21 protein-coding genes and 4 pseudogenes are annotated in these 19,302 nt (G+C 63.3%); 13 read left to right on the top strand and 12 right to left on the bottom strand.

Translation table 11 applies throughout. The features are described 5' to 3' along the window. Nucleotides 1–23: 23 nt before the first annotated feature. The 6 genes from ACTHQV_RS06485 to ACTHQV_RS06460 all read left to right on the top strand — a co-directional run bounded on the left by ACTHQV_RS06485 (nucleotide 24) and on the right by ACTHQV_RS06460 (nucleotide 3,171). Nucleotides 24–818 (top strand): type 1 glutamine amidotransferase domain-containing protein, encoded by a 795-nt coding sequence (locus ACTHQV_RS06485; RefSeq protein WP_145147043.1) that lies wholly within the window; start codon nucleotides 24–26, stop codon nucleotides 816–818. Nucleotides 819–889: 71 nt separating this feature from the next. Then, the gene (locus tag ACTHQV_RS06480) at nucleotides 890–1,186 is read left to right on the top strand and encodes a putative quinol monooxygenase (protein WP_132884492.1); all 297 of its coding nucleotides are present in this window, start codon (nucleotides 890–892) and stop codon (nucleotides 1,184–1,186) included. 10 nt (nucleotides 1,187–1,196) lie between these two features. Then, nucleotides 1,197–1,376, top strand: coding sequence for a hypothetical protein (locus ACTHQV_RS06475; protein WP_066781563.1), 180 nt, complete (start codon nucleotides 1,197–1,199; stop codon nucleotides 1,374–1,376). 18 nt (nucleotides 1,377–1,394) lie between these two features. Next, nucleotides 1,395–2,135, top strand: coding sequence for an SDR family oxidoreductase (locus tag ACTHQV_RS06470; protein WP_037528221.1), 741 nt, complete (start codon nucleotides 1,395–1,397; stop codon nucleotides 2,133–2,135). Between the two features lie 102 nt (nucleotides 2,136–2,237). Beyond that, on the top strand, nucleotides 2,238–2,867 hold the full coding sequence (locus ACTHQV_RS06465; RefSeq protein ID WP_420822845.1) for a cupin domain-containing protein: 630 nt from the start codon (nucleotides 2,238–2,240) through the stop codon (nucleotides 2,865–2,867). A gap of 10 nt (nucleotides 2,868–2,877) precedes the next feature. Further along, nucleotides 2,878–3,171, top strand: a complete 294-nt coding sequence (locus ACTHQV_RS06460; protein ID WP_037528225.1) for a putative quinol monooxygenase — start codon at nucleotides 2,878–2,880, stop codon at nucleotides 3,169–3,171. 215 nt (nucleotides 3,172–3,386) lie between these two features. On the opposite strand, the pseudogene ACTHQV_RS06455 reads toward ACTHQV_RS06460, so the two are convergent. The 4 genes and pseudogenes from ACTHQV_RS06455 to ACTHQV_RS06440 form a co-directional block, all read right to left on the bottom strand. After that, nucleotides 3,387–3,626, bottom strand: a pseudogene (locus ACTHQV_RS06455) (integrase core domain-containing protein); the annotation flags it as partial. An 11-nt stretch (nucleotides 3,627–3,637) separates the two neighbouring features. Further along, nucleotides 3,638–4,747, bottom strand: coding sequence for an S-(hydroxymethyl)glutathione dehydrogenase/class III alcohol dehydrogenase (locus tag ACTHQV_RS06450; protein WP_145147039.1), 1,110 nt, complete (start codon nucleotides 4,745–4,747; stop codon nucleotides 3,638–3,640). Between the two features lie 418 nt (nucleotides 4,748–5,165). Further along, on the bottom strand, nucleotides 5,166–5,456 hold the full coding sequence (locus ACTHQV_RS06445) for a metal/formaldehyde-sensitive transcriptional repressor (protein ID WP_145147037.1): 291 nt from the start codon (nucleotides 5,454–5,456) through the stop codon (nucleotides 5,166–5,168). Nucleotides 5,457–5,740: 284 nt separating this feature from the next. Next, nucleotides 5,741–6,730: a zinc-dependent alcohol dehydrogenase family protein gene (locus ACTHQV_RS06440; RefSeq protein WP_145147035.1), complete on the bottom strand. Its 990-nt coding sequence runs from the start codon at nucleotides 6,728–6,730 to the stop codon at nucleotides 5,741–5,743. A gap of 96 nt (nucleotides 6,731–6,826) precedes the next feature. Between ACTHQV_RS06440 and ACTHQV_RS06435 the strand changes: the two genes are divergently transcribed. The 3 genes and pseudogenes from ACTHQV_RS06435 (at nucleotide 6,827) to ACTHQV_RS06425 (ending at nucleotide 9,083) form a co-directional block, all read left to right on the top strand. After that, nucleotides 6,827–7,447 (top strand): TetR/AcrR family transcriptional regulator, encoded by a 621-nt coding sequence (locus tag ACTHQV_RS06435; RefSeq protein ID WP_145147033.1) that lies wholly within the window; start codon nucleotides 6,827–6,829, stop codon nucleotides 7,445–7,447. Nucleotides 7,448–7,598: 151 nt separating this feature from the next. Further along, nucleotides 7,599–8,429, top strand: a pseudogene (locus tag ACTHQV_RS06430) (aldo/keto reductase). Between the two features lie 6 nt (nucleotides 8,430–8,435). After that, on the top strand, nucleotides 8,436–9,083 hold the full coding sequence (locus ACTHQV_RS06425; protein WP_145147031.1) for a TMEM175 family protein: 648 nt from the start codon (nucleotides 8,436–8,438) through the stop codon (nucleotides 9,081–9,083). Nucleotides 9,084–9,126: 43 nt separating this feature from the next. On the opposite strand, the gene ACTHQV_RS06420 is transcribed toward ACTHQV_RS06425, so the two are convergent. The 5 genes from ACTHQV_RS06420 to ACTHQV_RS06400 are packed head-to-tail and all read right to left on the bottom strand — an operon-like array spanning nucleotide 9,127 to nucleotide 15,087. Then, nucleotides 9,127–11,373 carry a xanthine dehydrogenase family protein molybdopterin-binding subunit gene (locus ACTHQV_RS06420; RefSeq protein WP_440489016.1) on the bottom strand — a complete coding sequence of 749 codons (2,247 nt, stop codon included), beginning with the start codon at nucleotides 11,371–11,373 and terminating at the stop codon, nucleotides 9,127–9,129. A gap of 12 nt (nucleotides 11,374–11,385) precedes the next feature. Continuing rightward, entirely contained in the window at nucleotides 11,386–12,399 is a 1,014-nt protein-coding gene (locus ACTHQV_RS06415; RefSeq protein ID WP_145147027.1) for an FAD binding domain-containing protein, read from the bottom strand. Next, complete coding sequence (locus tag ACTHQV_RS06410; RefSeq protein WP_145147025.1) at nucleotides 12,396–12,908, bottom strand: (2Fe-2S)-binding protein; 513 nt, start codon at nucleotides 12,906–12,908, stop codon at nucleotides 12,396–12,398. Before ACTHQV_RS06410 ends, ACTHQV_RS06415 begins: the two co-directional genes overlap by 4 nt. A 23-nt stretch (nucleotides 12,909–12,931) precedes the next feature. Further along, complete coding sequence (locus ACTHQV_RS06405; RefSeq protein WP_145147023.1) at nucleotides 12,932–14,014, bottom strand: catalase family protein; 1,083 nt, start codon at nucleotides 14,012–14,014, stop codon at nucleotides 12,932–12,934. Between the two features lie 8 nt (nucleotides 14,015–14,022). Beyond that, complete coding sequence (locus ACTHQV_RS06400; protein WP_440489015.1) at nucleotides 14,023–15,087, bottom strand: L-dopachrome tautomerase-related protein; 1,065 nt, start codon at nucleotides 15,085–15,087, stop codon at nucleotides 14,023–14,025. Nucleotides 15,088–15,291: 204 nt separating this feature from the next. Between ACTHQV_RS06400 and ACTHQV_RS06395 the strand changes: the two genes are divergently transcribed. After that, on the top strand, nucleotides 15,292–16,128 hold the full coding sequence (locus ACTHQV_RS06395; RefSeq protein ID WP_440489013.1) for an alpha/beta fold hydrolase: 837 nt from the start codon (nucleotides 15,292–15,294) through the stop codon (nucleotides 16,126–16,128). Nucleotides 16,129–16,548: 420 nt separating this feature from the next. On the opposite strand, the gene ACTHQV_RS06390 is transcribed toward ACTHQV_RS06395, so the two are convergent. After that, nucleotides 16,549–16,761, bottom strand: a complete 213-nt coding sequence (locus tag ACTHQV_RS06390; RefSeq protein ID WP_145147017.1) for a helix-turn-helix transcriptional regulator — start codon at nucleotides 16,759–16,761, stop codon at nucleotides 16,549–16,551. A gap of 58 nt (nucleotides 16,762–16,819) precedes the next feature. After that, nucleotides 16,820–17,296 carry a helix-turn-helix domain-containing protein gene (locus ACTHQV_RS06385; RefSeq protein ID WP_145147015.1) on the bottom strand — a complete coding sequence of 159 codons (477 nt, stop codon included), beginning with the start codon at nucleotides 17,294–17,296 and terminating at the stop codon, nucleotides 16,820–16,822. Nucleotides 17,297–17,694: 398 nt separating this feature from the next. Here ACTHQV_RS06385 and ACTHQV_RS06380 point away from each other — a divergent pair, with 398 nt between their 5' ends. From ACTHQV_RS06380 to ACTHQV_RS06370, 3 genes and pseudogenes are all read left to right on the top strand, one after another. Further along, nucleotides 17,695–18,018 (top strand): TrbC/VirB2 family protein, encoded by a 324-nt coding sequence (locus tag ACTHQV_RS06380; protein ID WP_145147013.1) that lies wholly within the window; start codon nucleotides 17,695–17,697, stop codon nucleotides 18,016–18,018. Between the two features lie 29 nt (nucleotides 18,019–18,047). Next, nucleotides 18,048–18,335, top strand: a complete 288-nt coding sequence (gene traL / locus ACTHQV_RS06375; protein WP_145147011.1) for a type IV conjugative transfer system protein TraL — start codon at nucleotides 18,048–18,050, stop codon at nucleotides 18,333–18,335. A gap of 11 nt (nucleotides 18,336–18,346) precedes the next feature. Continuing rightward, a pseudogene (locus ACTHQV_RS06370) lies at nucleotides 18,347–18,770 on the top strand (type IV conjugative transfer system protein TraE); the annotation flags it as partial. A gap of 4 nt (nucleotides 18,771–18,774) precedes the next feature. On the opposite strand, the pseudogene ACTHQV_RS06365 reads toward ACTHQV_RS06370, so the two are convergent. Then, nucleotides 18,775–19,281 (bottom strand): annotated as a pseudogene (locus ACTHQV_RS06365) (ParB/RepB/Spo0J family partition protein); the annotation flags it as partial. Nucleotides 19,282–19,302 lie beyond the last annotated feature (21 nt).

The following is a 19,302-nucleotide window of genomic DNA, read 5'->3' as shown; positions in this document are numbered from 1 at the left end:
ACGCCGCGAACATGGAGGTTCAGATGAGCAAGGGACAGGTTCTCGTTCTTGGATCGAACGCGACGCAGATCGGTCTGCGTGGCGGCGGTACCGCGACGGTCGGTCAGTATCTCAACGAGACGGCGGTCCCCGCGCTGGCTCTGCTCGACGCCGGCTATGACATTGTTCTCGCCACGCCCAATGGGGCCAAGCCGCACATCGACGCCGTCTCCTTTTCGGTTGATCATTTTGGCGGCGATCAGACGGCATTCCAGCGCGCCAAGGACTTTTTTGCCAGCCACCCGGCGATGAACGACGTCCGCAGCTTGCGCTCTGTCGTCGAGGGCGGCCTGGACGGCTTTGTCGGAGTGTTCGTGCCGGGCGGCCACGCTCCCGTCGTCGACCTGATGCAGGACCACGACGCGGGCACGATCCTCCGTCACTTCCACACGGCGGCCAAGCCGACCGCGCTCCTCTGCCACGGACCGGTAGCCGTTGTCGCTACGCTCGACGATGCTCCGGCCTTCCGCAAGGCGCTGGAGGAAGGCGATGACGCCGGGGCGGCCGACCTGGCGCGAGACTGGATCTACTCGGGCTACCGCATGACCGTCTTCTCGGCGAGCGAGGAGAAGATCGCCGAGGAGCAAGTGCTGAAGGGCGAGCTCTTCTTCGACATGGAAAAGGCGCTGCGCTCGGCCGGTGGCGACGTCTCGGTCACTGACAAGAACTTCGCTTCGAATGTCGTCGTGGACCGGGAGCTGATCACGGGCCAGAATCCGGCGTCGGACCAGGCCATGGCCGACGCTTTGATCGAAGCCCTCGATCGCGCCGCTGCGTGAGTACCAGGATGACGGGCGGGGCGCTCAGGATGCGCCCCGCTTCGCATATAACCATGACAAGGAACGGTGCCATGACAGCCAACGTGAAGATCGTCGCCGTGCTCACCGCCCGTGCGGATACCGTCGACCGCCTGCACGCTCTGCTCGACGCCATGTTAAAGCCGAGCCGTGCGGAGCCGGGCAATTTGCGCTACGATCTCTGGCAGGACCAGAGCGATCCGAACCGCTTCGTCCTCGACGAGCTGTACGCGGACTCGGATGCGGTTGCCGCCCACCGCGCGACGCCCCACTTCCAGAACTACCTCTCTCAGATCGGCGATCTGGCCGAGCGCGGCGCGTTCGTCCTCAACCCCGTCTCCGCGACCTGAAGGTGCTGCCATGGGCAAGCTTAAAGAATGGGTGGGGTCGGCGCTGCTGGCACAACCGTTCTATGTAGAGGAGCTGCGGATGATCGGCCTGTTGGCACCTGCGCTTCGCCTGGGCCTTATTGGCCTCGTTTATCCACGCGGCGGCTACCGCTGGCGCGGGGCCGCGATCCAGCGGAAAATCAACATCTGAAATCAAGGACACACAGTCATGACCAAAGGTATCGAAGGCAAGGTTGTTCTCATCACCGGCGGCAGCACCGGTATCGGCGCGGAAACCGCGCGGCTTCTCGCTGAACGCGGCGCCAAGGTGGCCATCGCCGCCCGTCGCAAGGACAGGCTCGACGAGGTTGTCGCGGACATCGCCTCAAGCGGCGGCACGGCACGTAGCTACGCGCTCGACGTCACCGACAAGTCGGCGGTCCAGTCCGTCGTCGCCGCGATCATCGCCGACTTCGGTCGCCTCGACGTGCTGATCAACAACGCCGGGCTGATGCCGATCCGTCCGATGGCCGAGGTCAACACCGACGAGTGGGACCAGATGATCGACGTCAATCTGAAGGGTACGCTTTACGGCATCGCGGCGGCCCTTCCCGGCTTTCTCGAGCAGGGCAGCGGCCACATCATCAACCTGAGCTCGGTTGCGGGCATCAAGGTCTTCGCACCAGGCGGCACGGTCTACTCCGGCACCAAGTTCGCCGTCAGCGCGATCAGCGAGGGCCTTCGCCAGGAGGTGGGCGAAAAGGTCCGTGTCACGTCTATCGAGCCCGGAGCCGTCGAAAGCGACTTGAAGTTCACGACGTCGGGCACGGCTGCCGAGACGGTACTCGACTTCTATAAACAGGCCATCCCTGCGGCGTCGGTGGCGCGTGCTATCGCGTTCGCTGTCGAACAGCCTGATGACGTCGACATCAACGCGATCGTCATCCGGCCGACCGCACAGCAGTTCTGACGATGGAGAGGAGGCGGAGCGGTGTGTGCTCCGCCTTCGTTACGTCAGTCAATCACACCGCCGTTCAGCTAAAATTGCGGCGTAGCGACAAACGTGCTGACGATGGTGTATCTCACACTTCAAATTAGTCCTTGGTCGGCGCAGCGAGCCTTCCGGAAAGCAGCCCATTTCATGCCGAACGCGAACCCTATCGATGGGGCGGCTCAACCCGATACTGACGCTGGCTTCCGCCAGCGTCCGCATGGACATGATAGCGCCAAGGACGCTCCTTCCCCATCAACGCCGTCCGAGGGTCCTGCAGTGGGCAGCCCCCCTTGGAGCGATCCGGGAGCAGCGCCAGAGCTTGCAGGTAACAAGCCGGCCGGCGGGGTGGATGCTGACCATCCGCACCTGTTTCATCTGGCCGAAGCGCCTGCCAATGTATTTGACGGCGGGGGTCTGCAAGGCGGACACGAGCACAATTGGCCAATCCTGAAGGGGCAGCAGGGGGCGTGCTACATCGCTCGCCTAGCGCCTGGCGGCATACGCGAACCGCATTGTCACCCCTACGCTTGGGAGATGAACTTCGTCCTTCAGGGTCGCGTTCGCTGGACCGTCGTGGGGCCGAACTCGGCGCAAGACGGTCCATTTGAGGCCACGAAGGGAGACATGATCTTCGCGCGTGCCCGCTGTGCAACGTTTGCACCCTCTCGTTCGTTATTTAGACAACTAATACCTAGTCATTTATCTTGAGGAGTTGGTCATGCCCAAACTTGCGCTGTACGTGCCACTGAAGGCCAAGCCCGGAAAGGAGAGCGAAGTCGCGGATTTCTTGACCTCGGCGCTACCGCTCGTTCAAGCCGAACCCGGTACCCTGACTTGGTATGCGATCCAGGAAGGCCCCGGTGCGTACGCGATCTTCGATACGTTCGACACAGAGCAAGATCGGCAGGCGCATCTTGACGGCAAGGTTGCCGCCGCACTCATGGACAAGGCCGATGAGCTGTTCTCCGAACCGCCGCAGATCCATAAGTTCACTCTACTGGCAGCTAAATAGCAAAGTGCTCGACACCGTTTCGTCGGGCTTGGCTGAACGGTGAGATACGCCTGCCATTCGGGATGAACGGGCCGGCTTTGGACTTCAATCAGAAGGACCACGACAGGCCATCCGCTGTAGTGGATGGCCTGTCTTTTGCGTTTTATCCTGCTTTTGATGCTGCTGCTGATGACGTGCTCCCGGTTGTTACCGCTCAGACGTAGAGTCCACATGGTTCATGGCTGGTGGTTGAGGACATACCAACTTGGTCCGGGGCATGCCGGACCAAGTTGGTCGGCGATCTGGGTGTGGGTACGCCCGCCGAGTTGTGAGGCCGACCTGACGGTGTTGTAGTCCTGCCGCCAGGCAGCCAGCACGGCCTTGGCGTGAGCCAGCGAGGTGAACAGCGTATCGTTGAGGCATTCGTCGCGCAGGCGGCCGTTGAAGCTCTCAACGAAAGCGTTCTGGGTCGGCTTGGATCGGCCGGTCAGTAGTGGATAACCGTGCGGATCGACTTTCCTTCGAGCATCAGTTCAAACGCCTCGTTGATTTCCTCTAAACCCATGGTGTGGGTAACGAACGGGGCCAGATCTATATCGCCTCTCATGGCGTCCTCGACCATGCCGGGGAGCTGTGTACGTCCCTTGACGCCGCCGAAAGCGGACCCCTTCCAGACGCGGCCCGTAACGAGCTGGAATGGACGGGTGGAGATCTCTTCGCCCGCGCCGGCAACGCCAATCACGATCGACTGACCCCAGCCACGGTGCGCTGATTCAAGCGCGGCGCGCATGACGTGGACGTTGCCGATGCACTCGAAGGTATGATCGATGCCCCAGCCCGTCATCTCGATCAGCACTTGCTGGATGGGCTTGTCATGGTCCTTGGGGTTGATGCACTCGGTCGCACCGAACTGGCGTGCCAGCTCGAACTTGGACGGATTGGTGTCGATGGCGATGATGCGACCCGCCTTCGCCTGGCGCGCACCCTGAATGGCCGCGAGGCCGATGCCGCCCAGGCCGAACACGGCGACCGAGTCTCCGGGCTGGACCTTGGCGGTATTGTGGACTGCGCCGATGCCGGTCGTGACGCCGCAGCCGAGCAGGCAGACATGTTCGGGGTTTGCCTCAGGATTGATCTTGGCGAGCGAGACTTCGGCGACGACAGTATATTCACTGAAGGTTGAACAGCCCATGTAATGGTAGAGGGGCTGGCCATTGTACGAAAAGCGGGTGGTGCCATCGGGCATCAAGCCCTTGCCCTGCGTTTCGCGGACAGCGACGCACAGGTTGGTCTTGCCCGACGCGCAGAAATCGCACTTGCCGCACTCGGCGGTGTAGAGCGGAATCACGTGATCGCCCGGCCTGACGCTCGTGACGTCCTCACCGACCTCGACAACGATGCCCGCACCCTCGTGGCCTAGAACCACCGGGAAAACGCCCTCCGGATCATTACCCGCCAGCGTGTACGCATCGGTGTGGCACACGCCGGTGTGCGTCACCCGGATGAGCACTTCGCCCTTCCGGGGTGGGGCGACATCAATCTCGACGATTTCGAGTGGCTTGCCTGCCTCGAAGGCTACAGCGGCGCGAGATTTCATGTTGGGATACCCTCGTTGATTGAAGCCGATTGCCGGTGCAAGGCCGTTGCGCCATCAGAAATTCGTCGACGCTCTCATACTGGCAGGGAGTATGTTTAATATACTCCCTGCCAGTATTCAAGAGGTGTCCAAGTGAGGATGTCAAACCAGAGAAGGCATGTGGGGGTGGCTTCGCTTCGCAGGCCTCCACCTCTGTGTCGCCCACAGCCTGCGACCTGCCCATCGATCTTGAAGGGTCCATCGATCCTGACGCCCTGAAAAACGCCGGAGAAGACGCTCGTGCTCGCTACGCCGACAACAAAATCGAGGGACAGAACGCCAAAAGGCTGCACTCTGGTGAACGGCACCGGGTAGCAAGACACGAGGCTTTTGCTCTAACCGCGGAAGAGCGGGGGCAAGAAGAAGATCGCTGATGTCGTTACTTAAGATATGTACGCAGAATCTTCATTACGCCCTCCACCTTGTCATCGTGATCGCCGTTCTCGCTTTTGACGGCCGGAACTGCACCGGCACCGAATGTTTCCCTAAGGTGACTCTCCATCACTTCTGCCATCAGTCCATTTGTCGCGCCTCGCATGGCGACAATTTGCTGCAGCAGAGGAGTGCAATCGGCCCCGGCTTCGATCGCGCGTTCCAAAGCGTCCGCCTGGCCCTTGATACGCCGCAAGCGTGTGATGGCTCGCTTCTTGTCCTCTGGTGAATGTGGCATCGCGCTTTCTCAAGAAATCGCTTCAGCATACTATACAGGGGGGGAGTTTCAATCCTGTCCAGAGACTGGCGCTTCTATAATAAGGCGAGGTTCCCCGGCCATTTTCAAAATGCGCCCCCTCTGATCGGGCAGGCATAGCCGCCATGTTACCCTGAGACAGGTCTGGCACGCGGAGGAGGAGCGGTCATGCTTTCAAGACTGCGCCACAGCGACGGCATGGGCGCTGAGGGTCCGATCCTGTGTCCGGGAGGGGGAGCCATCGCTCGCTCCCCCAGGTTTGCCGGTCAGACCGTAACGACGACCTTGCCGATCTGGTCATTCGATTCGAGGAAGCGGTGTGCGTCTTGGATGGCGTCGAGCGAGAAGGTGCGCGCGATCCGCGGCTTGAGCGCGCCCGATTCCAGTCCCGCCACAATGAACGCCTTGGCGCGATCGAGGGCGGCGTCGTCCGAGACGATCTCGCTGTAGAGATAACCCTTGAGCGTGAGGCTCTTGCCCAGCACGGAGAACAACGGGAACGGCGTCGGCTCGCCGCTGAGCGCGCCATATTCAAGCAGAATGCCGCCGCGCGCCATGCTCGCGGTCAGCGGCTCGAACGACGGGCCTCCGACCGGGTCGAGCACCACGCGCGCACCTGCACCATCGGTTATCTCCATCACCTTTGCTACCAGATCCTCTTCCCCGGTCGCGACGACATGATGTGCACCGGCATCAAGCAGGGCTTGGCGCTTGGTGCCGGTACGCGTCGTCGCGATCACCGTCGCGCCGACCATCCGCGCAATCTGGAAGGCAGCAAGACCGACGCTGCTGGAAGCAGCGGTGACGATGACGAAATCGCCCTCGCCGAGCTTCGCCTGCTCCACCAGCGCACCCCAAGCGGTGACATACTGCATCCACACGGCCGCCGCTTCCTCGAACGAAAGCGCCGCCGGATGCTTGACGACGAGGCGGGCAGGCACGTTGGCGACCTCGCCATAGGTGCCCCAGCGCGCGATATCGAGCGGGGGGATGAGGCTGACGGCTTCGCCTTCCGCAAACCCGGTCACGTCCGCGCCGACCGTGCCGACAATACCGGCAGCCTCGTAGCCGAGGCGGCTCGGGAACTCGGCTTCCTGAAGGTAGGCATGGTTGCGGAACATCACTTCGGCGCGGTTTATGCCTATCGCCTTGACAGCGATCTGCACCTCGTCGGCCGCGGGCGCGGGCACTGCCACATCTTCAATCTTGAGGACGCTGGCGTCGCCATATTCGTGGATCCGAACGATGCGGCTCATGGACCATTCCTTGATTATTGAACGATCGTTCTGTATCGATGTCAGCGACGAGGTTCAAGCTATTATTTATCGATCATTCCATATCGGGCATCAGACATGACAGACACGAAAGCTCGTCGTGGCGCAGGCCGCCCTCGAGAGTTCAACACTGACGCTGCGCTCGACAAGGCGGTACGGCTGTTCTGGCAGCGCGGCTACGAGGCGACGTCGATGGCCGATCTGGTGGCAGAGACTGGCGTCGCCGCCGCCAGTCTCTATGCGGCGTTTGACAACAAGGCGGGGCTGTTCGCGGCGGTGATCGAGCGCTACGCTGCGACGTTCAGCGTCCACCTCTATGAACCCATCAACGATCCGGCGTTGTCCACCTTCGAAGCCGTCAAAGGCCTGCTGGAACGAGCGGCGTCATCGTTCTCGGAACCTGGAACGCCGGCCGGCTGCTTCATGTATTCGGCAGCGGCAGCCGTGTCGCCGGCGTCCGCCGCCATCGAATGCCTGCTGCGCGACAAGCGTATCGCGGCGGAGGCCCTCCTGATCGAGCGTTTACATCGGGGCGCCGCGCAGGGCGAGCTTGCGGCCGATACTGATCCGGCCGTCCTAGGCAAATTCATCAATACGGTCATGGAAGGCATGTCCGTTCAAGCGCGCGACGGCGCTACGATCAACGAACTTCTCTCCATCGCCGAAATGGCACTCGATCGATGGCCGGCTGCGGTTTGATCGTCCAGGCGAGATCCCAGCAGCCTGTTTTTCAACAGCCACGGACGGTTGTGACACCGCCTCAAATGATGCCACGTTTGTACGTAGCGGTGACCGACATATCGGCGTACCTTCAACGAGTAGCCGAGAATATTAAAGGGAGCGAAAGCATATGAGATGCGTGACGCTACCGGGCGGGGACGTCGTTCCTTCGATGGGTCAGGGCACCTGGAAGATGGGCGAGCGTGCCGAGCGGCGATCCGATGAGATTGCCGCACTACGCGCAGGTGTCGATTTGGGCATGACGCTGATCGATACCGCCGAAATGTACGGCGATGGTGCGGCGGAAACGCTGATTTGTGAGGCACTAGGCAACCTCCGCGACCAGTTGTTCCTCGTCAGCAAGGCATATCCATAGAACGCATCGCGCTCCCGCCTTGCCGGTGCGTGCGAGGCAAGCCTGAAGCGGCTCGGCACCGATCGGCTCGACCTCTACCTGCTCCACTGGCGGGGATCTGTGCCGCTTGCCGAGACCGTGGAGGCAATGGAGGCGCTGAAATCGGCAGGAAAGATTCGGCATTGGGGTGTCAGCAACCTCGATACCGACGATATGGACGAGCTTGTCGCTGCCGGTGGGGATGGCTGCGTGACCGATCAGGTCCTCTACAATCTCGTCCGTCGAGGCCCCGAGCTGGACCTGTTGCCGTGGCTCACCGATCATAAAGTGCCAGTGATGGCGTATAGTCCCGTCGAGCAGGGACGGCTCTCAAGCCATCCCGCTCTCGAAAAGATCGCAGCCGAGGTCGGTGCAACCTCTGCCCAAGTGGCACTCTCCTGGACGTTGCGGCACGATGGCCTCATCGCCATCCCGAAGGCGAGTTCGATCGCACATGTGCGGGAGAACCGCGCGGCCGCAGATATCGTCCTCTCCGACGCCGACCTTGCGACACTCGACGCGGCATTTCCCCGGCCACGCGACCGCCGCCCGCTCGAAATGCTCTAGCGTCAGATGGCGATATTCTCTCTCGAAGGAAGCGAACGCAAATCGGATCGCCTCGAGGCTTTCATGGACGCGGTGCTTGCGATCGCGATCACCCTTCCGGTGGTGGAACTGCACGCACCGAAGCCTGAGGAGGGCGACCTCGCAGCGGCCTATCTGAAGCTGGCACCCGAATACGCCGCTTACGGCTTGAGCGTAATCCTCATCGGCCTCTATTGGATTCACAGCCATTTCAGCGGCAAGCTGCTGGAGAAAACCGACCACGGCTACAATCTGCTGAGCATCGGCTTTCTGGCTGCCGTCAGTATCACTCCATTTCCCGCGCGTCCGTTGGTCGAACACTTCGCCGGAGATACGCAGAGCTCAACCGCCGCCCTATGGTATCTGGGCATAGCAGCGACACCAGCGACCTGGTGGTTTCTTCGGTGGGTATACGCCACCGCCAGATGCCTCCCCGACCGGAGGCTGACCGAGGCTTATCTTCGCCGCCTGACCATCAAATATGGCCTGACCGCCGCTGCCTATTGGGCGGCATTCGGCTTGGCATTCTGGAATTGGCGTGCTGGACTAATCGCCGCGGGGATCGTGACGTTGAGCTACATCGTTCCGCCAGCAAAGCCCACCTACAAGCCAGGCTCAGAACCGAAGAATGACTGAAGCCGGCTGTTCGCCCGACACGGCGGATGCCGACTTTGGCTAATCAATCCAAGATTTTATCGATCGTGATCGGCAAAGACCGCACCCGCTTACCAGTCGCGTGATAGATCGCGTTGGCGATCGCAGCAGCGGTGCCGACGATGCCGATCTCGCCTAGGCCTTTCACTCCGAGCGGGGTCACTTCGGGGTCGGGTTCATCGACGAAGATCACTTGGATATCGTGGATGTCGGCGTGCACGGGCACATGATATTCGCCGAAATTGTGGTTCATCCAGCGACCTAGCCGGTGGTCGGGGAAGGTCTCCTCGTGGAGCGCCATGCCCATGCCCATCACTACGCCGCCCAGGATTTGGCTGCGCGCGGTTTTTGGGTTGATGATGCGGCCAGCGGCGACCGCGTCGACAATGCGTGTGACGCGGATCACGCCCAATTCCTCGTCGACCTTCACCTCTGCGAAGATTGCGCTGTGGGTGTTCTTTGACTTGTGCATACCCTTCCACATGTCGCCGAACCCGGGCGCCGCTGTCTCCTCCTCCTCGATCTGCGTCAGGTCCGCGGCACGCATCGCGTCGCCGAACGGCACCCGGACGGTCGGCGCGTCCTTCAACACGATACAGCCATCCTCGAACAGCACGTCGTCTATTGTCGCCTCGCCAAGCGGTGCACCGGCGATCTTGCCGGCTGCCTTCAACAGCTTCTTGCCGACCGCCTGGCACGCCAGCTGCACAGCCGCGCCGGACGACGCCGCGCCCCACGACCCGCCTTCGACCGGGGCGGTCGGCAGGTCGGAGTCGCCCAGCTTGGCGGTGATCTGCTCAGGGGGCAGGCCGAGCGTATCGGCGGCGACCAGGGTCATGACCGTGTAGCTGCCGGTGCCGATGTCCGACGTCGCGCAAGCCACTTCCAGGTGTCCGTTGGCCGTGAGCTTGGCGCTGGCGGACGTCTTCGAGAATTGCGCGTCCCACATGCCGGTCGCGCAACCCCAGCCGACCAGCTCCTTGCCGTCGCGCATCGACCGCACCTCGGCCGAGCGCTTGCTCCATCCAAATGCCTCGGCACCCTCCTGAAATGCCTCGCGTAGCGCCTTGCTGGTGTACGGCGTGCCATTCATCGCATCGATCGGCGAATAGTTGATGAGGCGGAATTCGAGCGGATCGACCTTGGCTTCATAGGCCATCTCATCGATCGCGATCTCGAACAGCGTCATGCCGGTTGCCGCGCCCGGCGCGCGCATGTCCGCCGAGGTCGCGGTATCGACCTGCGCGACAGTATATTCAGCGTCAGCGTTCGGGCAGTCGTAGTTCATCAATCCCCAGGTGACGACATTCTCCATATTGTCCTCGTAGCGCGAGGTGGAGGTGGTCGCCTCGTTGCGGATCGCGGTGAGCTTGCCGGTGGTCTCCGCGCCCAGCGCGATGCTCTGGATCGCCTGGGGGCGGTAGGCGTGGCTGAACATCTGATTGCGCGTCATCGTGACGCGCACCGAGCGTTCCAGCATCTTGGCGGCAAGCACCGCCAGGAACACCTGATGTTGCGGCCGGAGGCCCGAGCCGAAGGCGCCGCCGACATATGGGTTGAGGACGCGCACCTTCTTCTTGGAGAAGCCGAAGACGCTGGCAAGGTAGCCCTGCACGACCTGAGACCCCTGGGTCTTGTCGTGAACGGTGATGCTGCCGTCGTCGTGCCACTCGACGGTGGATCCGAACATCTCCATCGGATTGTGGTGCTCCGGCGGGAGCCGGTAGTCGCCAGACACCTTGAGCGGGGCGTCCGCGAACGCCTGCGCCGCGTCCCCACGGTCCTTGGGCGCCATGTAGCCGCTGCGCTTTTTCTTCGGCACGTACTTCTCGCCGACCGCAACCTCGAAGTCGGTATTGTGCGCCTCCGCCTCGTAGGCGACCTCGACCAGGCTGGCAGCGTAGCGCGCTGCCTCGAACGTCTCGGCCATGACCAGCGCGATCGGCTGCTGGCTGAACTGGATGCGGTCATCGTAGAGTGGCCGGAACGGCGAGCCCGGAATCTTCAGCTCGTCTTGGTAGCTGTGGTCGGTCCAGGCAACATGCGGCCGGTTCAGGTGCGTGATGACTTCGACGACGCCGGGTACGGCGCGCGCCGCCTCTTCGTCGATACTGACGATCCGCCCCTTGGCGATCGCGGCCTCGACGATGTAGCCGTACAGCAGGTTCTCCACCGGATGCTCGGCGGCGTAGCGCGCCGTGCCGGTGACTTTCTCAACCCCGTCGACGCGGTTGATCGCGCTTCCGATCCCGATTTTCGCTGCGGTAGCCATGATGTCTGTTCCTTAAGCGACGCGCTTGTCGGTCTGCGATTGCGGGGTGGCCTCGGCGGCCTGCTTCAGCGCACGGACGATGCCCTTGCGCGCGAGCGGGATCTTGAAGTCGTTCTCGCCCTGACCGACCGCCCCGGCGAGGAGGGCGTCGGCGAAGGTGCCGAACGCCTGCGGCGACGGGTGCTGGCCCTTCAGCAGCTTCTCGGCTTCCGTGCTGCGCCATGGCTTGTGTGCGACACCGCCGAGCGCCACCCGCGCTTCAGCGATCGTGCCGTCTTCGACCCGCATCGCGACGGCTATCGACACCAGCGCGAAGGCATAGGACAGACGATCGCGCAGCTTCAGGTAGGTGTAGGTCTGGGTGAAATCCTCGGCCGGCAGGTCGATGCCCGTCACCAATTCGCCTGGCTTCAGAGTGTTGTCGCGCCACGGCTCGTCGCCGGGTAGCCGATGATAATCGGCAATCGGGATCGCGCGGTCGCCTTCCGGACCGGTCACCTGGACGGTTGCGTCGAGCACCGCCAGCGCGACGCACATGTCCGACGGGTGCGTGGCGATGCACTGGTCGCTCGCGCCCAGGATTGCGTGGATGCGATTGACCCCACCGATCGCACCGCAGCCCGAACCCGGCTCGCGCTTGTTGCAGGGCGTGGCGACGTCATAGAAGTAATAGCAGCGCGTGCGCTGGTTGAGGTTGCCGCCATTGGTCGCGGCATTGCGCAACTGGGGGCTGGCGCCGGCGAGGATCGCGGAGGACAGCAAGGGATAGCGTTGCTCGACCCGCGCATCCCAAGCGGTTTCGGCGTTCGGCACGAGCGCGCCCAACCTCAGCCCGCCGCCGTCCAGCTCCTCGATCGCGTTCAGCGGCAGGCGGTTGATGTCGATCACCGTCGTCGGTCGATCGACGTTCTCCTTCATCAGGTCGATCAGGTTCGTGCCGCCCGCCAGGAAGCGGACCTGCTCACCTGCACCTGCCTGCACCGCTTCGGCAACGCTGGCAGGACGGGCATAATCGAAGCGGTTCATGCCTGCTCTCCGATCACGTCGAGCACCGCATCGACGATGTTCGAGTAGGCGCCGCACCGGCACAGATTGCCGCTCATCAGCTCACGGACCTCGTCGCGGGTCTTGGCCTTGCCCTCGTTGATGAGGCCTTGCGCCGAGCAGATCTGGCCTGGAGTGCAATAACCGCACTGGAACGCGTCGTGGTTGCAGAAGGCGGATTGCAGCGGATGGAGGTCGCCAGGCTGGCCCAACCCCTCGATCGTCGTGATGTCCGCCCCGTCCAGCGTCACAGCCAGCTTGAGGCACGAGTTGATGCGGCGCTCGTCGATCAGCACGGTACATGCGCCGCACTGGCCGTGGTCGCAGCCCTTCTTGGTGCCGATCAGGTCTTCGCCTTCCCGCAGCAGATCAAGCAACGTCGTCCAAGGCTCGATCGCGCGGGTGCGCGTCTCACCGTTGATCGTCAACGTGGTTGGCACCGTGCCGATCGGCACGGCGGCGTAGGTGGCGGTATTGACGGCTGTCGGCATGATCGACGCCTTTCTGCTTCGGGTCAGGCCGGGATGGCGGTGATGTCGGCGGTGTTTTCCTCGGCAACCCCGTTCTCGCGGTGGCGAAAGGCGGACAGCGCGCGATAGACCTGAAGCCGTGCGCGCATCACCGACCCTAGGGGCCGGTGCGCGGCCAGGCTGTGGGCCGGGCGGAAGGTCATTACCTCATCGAAATAGCGGGCGCGTGCCGTGCTGTAGGCTTCCTGCGCAGGGATGCGGATCGTGGCCACGGTGCGATACTGGCTGTCCTGCGACGGCCACTCGACCGAGGCGTCCTCGATCGGCTGCGTCTCCGCGTTTGCCCAGAGTTGGACCCTAAGCTCGAAGACCGCCTCGTGGCCGCGGAAATAATCGATCGCGGCGCGGCGGAAGCCGTCCTCGTCCTCATGCGGGTCGAGTTGCCACTCGCTGAGCGCGTCCTGCGCCTGCGACGCCGGCACGGCGCCGAGCTTGGCGACGTAGTCGCCGTAGCGCACCGGTGCCTGGCTGAAATAGTCGTCGCCGATCGGATGGCTGAACGGGTGGCCGAAGAAATCGGCCTTGGCATAGGCGGTGTTGAACAGGCCCAGCACCTTGTTGAAGTTGCGCGCCATCGACGACACCGCGCTCTTCACACCCTCGGGCATCGGCGTCGCCGCCCCGATCTTCTTGGCGTCGCTGAGAAAGCCCGACGCGGTCCCCGACGGGAATGTCCGTCCCGTGGCAAACACGAAGTCCTGCGTCGGCGCGTCATGACCGGGCAGTTTTTCGCCATCAACGCCGAACACCTTGATCGCCATGCCCCGGTGGGTGGAGACGCGGTCGCCCAGCGTCTCGCCCGGCCCCTGCGCGAAGCGGATCGCGACGTCGTAGGTGCCTGCCGCGGCGAACAGCCCCTGTGCCAGTTCCGGCGGAAGGTCGTCGGCGATCGTCAGCGTGCCGACGACGCAGGCCGAACTCTTGGCATGGCTGGCGCGCACGGCATGCTGCTCGCGCTTCTCGACCACCTCGCTTTGCTGGGTCATGCCCTGGATGATGCCGTCGATCGTTTCCTGTTCGTCGGGTTCGGGCGTCTCGATGTCGTCGCGGTAGCGCAGGTAGGTCATGGCGGTCCTCAACGGGTCGGAGCGAACGAGAACAGCTGGGTGCGGATCGACGGCGGCGCGCCCGGCGTGAACCATGGCGTGTCCTGGATGTGGCTCGCGGTGACGTAGATCGTCCCGTCGGATCCCTCGCTGAACGTATCGGGCCAGCGCAGCCGCTTATCGGTTAGCACGATCTCGGTGGACGAGCCGGCGAGCCGTCTGATCGAATAATCGGTCGGCGAGGTGATGTAGAGCGTTCCTGCCTTGCTCATCCACAGGCCGTCAGCGACGGCGGTGGTGGCGACGGTCTTCACCGCATCCGCGCGGTCGCGCTCGCTGACATCAGCGCGCAGCTTGTCGGTGGCGATCGAATAGAGCGTCTTGCCGGTCAGCGCCTGCCAGTAGAGCGTCTGCCCGTCGTTCGAGATCGCGATGCCGTCGGCGGCGAACGCGGGCTGCCGCCCATCGGGTCGGACCAATGGCTTGCCTTCGATCGCGACGGTGACGCTCTTGTCGATCTGGGTCGACGGATGGCCGTCGAGGGCGCGGAAGCTCTTCCCGCTGGTCAGGTCGACGACGATGATCGCGCCGCGCGTGCCGCTGTCGGTGATGTATCCGGTCCGACCGTCGGACGAGAAGCGGATATCGTTGAGGTAGGTGCCCTGCAATGCGACATCGCCCGGCACCGCAATGACCTTAGTCACCTTGTTCGTCTTGAGGTTTATGCGGACGAGCTTCGGCGCGCCCTCTAGGATCTTCTCGTTGCCCGGCGCGCCCGGGTCGACCACCCAGAGGTTCCCATGACCGTCGGGAACGATCGACTGAACGCAGACGAAGTGTTCGCCGACCGGCATCTCGTTGGCCCTGGCGTTGCGCCAGCTGTTCCACTTGGCGTCGGGATAGGGCCGGAGCGTCCCGTCGGGCATCACCTCGGCAACGGAGATCGGCGCGTCGTCGGTCCAGCGTGGGAAGTTGACGAAGCGGCGCCCGTCGGCAGTGACGGCGACGCCGGTGACCTGATGGTCAAAGCGCGCCACCTGCGTCAGCGCGGCGCTGCGTCCAGCCTGGGCATAGGCAGCCCCCGCCAGCGCCATAGTGAGGGCTCCTAGCCCGATCAGAACACCACGCTTCCGCATCGAACCTGCTCCCGTTCACCAAGCGCAACCCGTCAATTGCTGGTTAACGACCACGCCTCGTGCTTGGATCCGAAAAAAGGCACAGAAAAAAGTAGGTTAGGTAGAAACTTCATGAGCGCAGCTCGTCCACGGCTTAGCACGAGCCGTCGACAGCTGAAGCTGATGGGCTTCGACACCCTTACGCCCCCTCGATCGTTGACCGAATGCGAACGGGACGGAGTCTTCATGCATCAGATCACTCGTGGCAGCGGAAAGCCCCTGCTACTCATCCATGGCGTGGGCAGCAGCTGGCGTGCCTGGCGGCCGATCCTGGATGATCTCGCCGTGGAAAGATCGGTTATCGCCATCGATCTGCCGGGCCATGGAGCGACACCGGCCGAAGAAGATAGCGGCACATTCTATGGACTGGTCGGCAGCGTAGAGCGCTATCTCGTCGCGAACGACCTTGTCGGCGTCGATGTCGTGGGTAGCTCGATGGGCGCCCGGATCGTGCTGGAACTGGGGCGCCGGGGGAAGGTCGGCAACGTCGTCGCCCTCGATCCGGGCGGCTTCTGGCGTGGTTGGGAGCGTTCCTTCTTCCACACCACGATCGGCTTGTCCGCACGGTTGCTGCGCGCGCTGCGATCGCGCTTGCCGGCGCTCAGCCGCAGCGGCGCGGCGCGCATGGCGCTGCTGGCCCAGCTATCGGCGAAGCCCGCGGCGCTGTCGCCCGAGCTGGTATGCACCGAACTGACCAGCATCATCGACACGCCGACCTTCGATGCGCTGGTCCGTGACCTTGCCAACGGTCCGGAACAGCGGGGTCCCGCGGCTGATCCGACGCAGCGCATCGTCATCGGTTGGGGCAGACAAGACCGGCTCTGCCTGCCCCGTCAGGCCAACCGCGCGCAAGCGGCGTTCCCGTCAGCGACGTTGCACTGGTTTGCGCACAGCGGTCACTTTCCGATGTGGGACATGCCGGGGGAAACGACTACGGTCATCCTGCGGGCTACGAACTAAGACTGTCGGTCGTTTCCACGGAAAGGCTACTGGACGACGGACCCGAGACGACCAGTTTTGGAATTCCGGACCGATCTCCGCACGATCGGGAGCCTCAGAAGCCGCCGTGCCGCAGCCGGTGTCATAACCGAACGGTTGTGACACCCGTGCCGGCGGCTTTCGACCGTTCCAATCCTGAAAGCTGACTGGCAGGAAAGTCCCCAATGCCGGTCGTTTTCGACGGCGCCGGTGAGCAAGCGCCGATGGCAGCATCGAGGATCGGCCAGTTTGGCGACTGAAGCCGAGTGTATTGCGCAGAGCGGGCCAAACAGTTGTCCGAGGGACTGCCCGAGGCGTGCACTTGAGAGAGAGAGAGCGATCGCTACAGGAGCCCAGCAACTGCTGCATGAACAATTCGCTCTGCGAACGCGCCATTGCGCCTCAGTCTCTAGCTTGGTCCGTCAGCTTGCCCTCAATCCAGCTGTCGATTTCGCCCTCGGACCACGCAATCGCGCGAGGGCCCAACTTCCGCGCTTTCGGGAATGATCCGAGTTCCATCAGCCGGTAAATGGTTGAGCGACCGAGGCCGACCCGCTGTCTGACTTCGGGCAGCCTGATGAGGCGTTCCGAGGATCGGGAGAGATGAGCTTGCATCAAGCTGTCCTTCGTTGAAGCTACCGCGACCTCTCCCCAGTGGTCGGCTGCTAGTGGGTTAGGCGGTACGTCCGGGCGAGAAGTCGCCAAGACGCTGTTCTCGTTCGATCAGGTCGTGGATGTGGTGGGCAATCCGCTGCGCGACAAAGCGCGCGGCCTGCGTTCCCCAACGGGGGTCGACCCGATCGCTGGTTTCGCCAATTTCCGCGGCGAGCGCATCGGGGAGAGCGGCCACCATCATTTCCAAGAAGCCACCGAGTCCTGAGCGTGCCCAATCGGTCGCGAGATCCTGACGATCGAACAGTGCCAGCGTCAGTGTGCCGCGGGCCGGCAGCCCGGCTTCGTGCAGGATCGTCGCCGCTTCTTCTAGACTCATGTGTCGGGAGCCCTTCAGCGTACGGCTTAATTGATCCTTGGAGAGCCCGACGCGGGAAACGAGGTCGCGCTGGCTCACGCCGCTCTCGTCCACGAGATCGGCGACCACGGCATGCAGCGGCGCCGAGGTAAAAGGTGGAGGGTCGGCATTGGCGGGCACGAAATATCTCCAATTATCGAGTCGTACCGCACGCTAGCGCCAACATGGCCTGTAGGAAAACAAAACAGGAACATCCTAGCGAAGCGTAGGGGTGTGGGTCGGACTACGATGGCGTGGACGACCAACGAATCGAGCCGCAAGTGAGCCGAATCAGGGAAGATGCGGAAGTTGCGACAGCTGTCGCGACGCCGGCTGCTGAGGTGATCGACCGCCGCGACCCCAGTCGCGGAAAGTAGGAAGATTCCAAGGCCAGCTGCGATGGCGATCGCAAAATCCGCGACGACAGCGGTGATATGTTCTCTTCATGTTCCTTTCTGTTGAGGTGGCCCGGCGAGTGGCGCTTGGTGAGTGGGCGGTCGGCGTTCGGCCGCACCGACACTCCCACGGAGACGCTCTCGATGCACAGCCTCAAGCTCCCGCTGGCCCGCGCCAAACTCGGTCGTGCCAGTGACTATGTCCTGCCCGCGGTGGGGCTCATGCTCTGCGCAACCGCCGCCTATGCCGGCGCAGATGCGACCTTCAGCCCGGCGCTGACCAAGTTCACCGACTTTCTTGAGGGTTCGGGCGGCAAGATCATCGCCGTGCTCAGTCTCGCCGGCGGCATCATCGGCATGGCGTCGGGTCGGTTCAGCCTTGGCCAGGTGGCGCTGCCCGTCGGCGTCGGCATCGGTGTCGGCACCGGCGTGCCGATCGTCACCTCCACGGTCACCGCGCTCATCTGAGCGCGGGAAAAGAGGGCGGGGCGGCAGCCATGTCTGACAAGTATATCGTTCCCAGGCGTCTCGATGATCCCGAGCTCATCGGCCTTTGGACCCTTGATGAATTCATGGGGCTGGCGATCCCGTTCGCCTGGGGCATTCTCACCCAGCATATCCTGATTGGCATCATACTCTCCTGCGGAGCGTGGTTTGCGCTGCGCAAGGCAAAAGCTGGCCGAGCCAGCTCGTGGGTGATCCATGCCGCCTATTGGTATCTGGGTGCGACCTTTGTCAGGCTGAAAGCCACTCCGCCCTCCCATTGCCGCCTGCTGGCCGGCTGAGGGAGGACGATATGCTCGCCGACATTGCGCACCAGCGCAGCCAGTCCTTGTTGCGGCAGCGCAAGGTGCTGCTGCTCGCCGCCGCCGCCTCGTTCGTCATCAACCTCGCCCTGTTCTCAGCGCTCTCGTCGAAGGACCGGGAGATCATCCTGCAGCCGATCGCGACGCGTCCGCTGACGATCAGCTCGTCGGGCGTCGAGGCCGATTATCTGGAGCTGGTGACGCGCGACGTCGCGCTGATGCTGCTCAATCGATCGCCCGCCGGCCTCGACTATTGGATGGAGCAGATCCTGAAGCTCGCCGATCCGTCGGCGCACGGGGCGCTCAAGGCCGAACTCGTCAAGATCGTCACCGAGCAGCGCGGTTCCGATGTCAGCCAAGCCTTCGTGATCAACGGCATGACCGTCGATCCGAAGGGCCTGACGTCGGAAGTCGAGGGTGCCTTCGCTATATCGAGCGTGATCTCGCCATCGGCGAGCGCCTGGAAGACCACGGGTGCGAGGCTCGCCAGCCGCAGCCGGCCTTCGACGAACCGCACGGTGACCCCGAAGCGGCGAGCGACGCCTTCGACATCAGATCCCTGCTCGATGAAGTGCTGGAAGGCGAGGCACTCGTCTGCCGGATTCAGCGCAAGCTTCTGGAAGTTCTCCGCCAGGCTCGCTTCCGCCACGGCGCTGCCGAGGTCGTCGAGGACGAGGCAGGGAACGGCGAAGTCGGTGGGGAGCTTTCCTTCGTCGGCGAGAGCCTTCAGCGCGCTGTGCCGCCGTCCCCCGGCCTCGACGGCGTAGGTGCCCCTCGGCTTCTTGTTGGCGGTCACGATCAGGTTCTGGAGCAGCCCACGCGCCTCGATATCGGCACGAAGCTGGGCATCGGCAGCGGCATCGCTGCGGCGGCGGACGTTGCGCTTGGACGGCACGAGCTTGCCGAGCGCTATGGTCTGGATCATCGTCGGTCTCCTTGGTCACGA

Source organism: Sphingomonas sp. SAFR-052 (assembly GCF_051965015.1).
Lineage (GTDB): Bacteria > Pseudomonadota > Alphaproteobacteria > Sphingomonadales > Sphingomonadaceae > Sphingomonas.
This window is presented reverse-complemented; position numbering and strand designations above follow the sequence as displayed.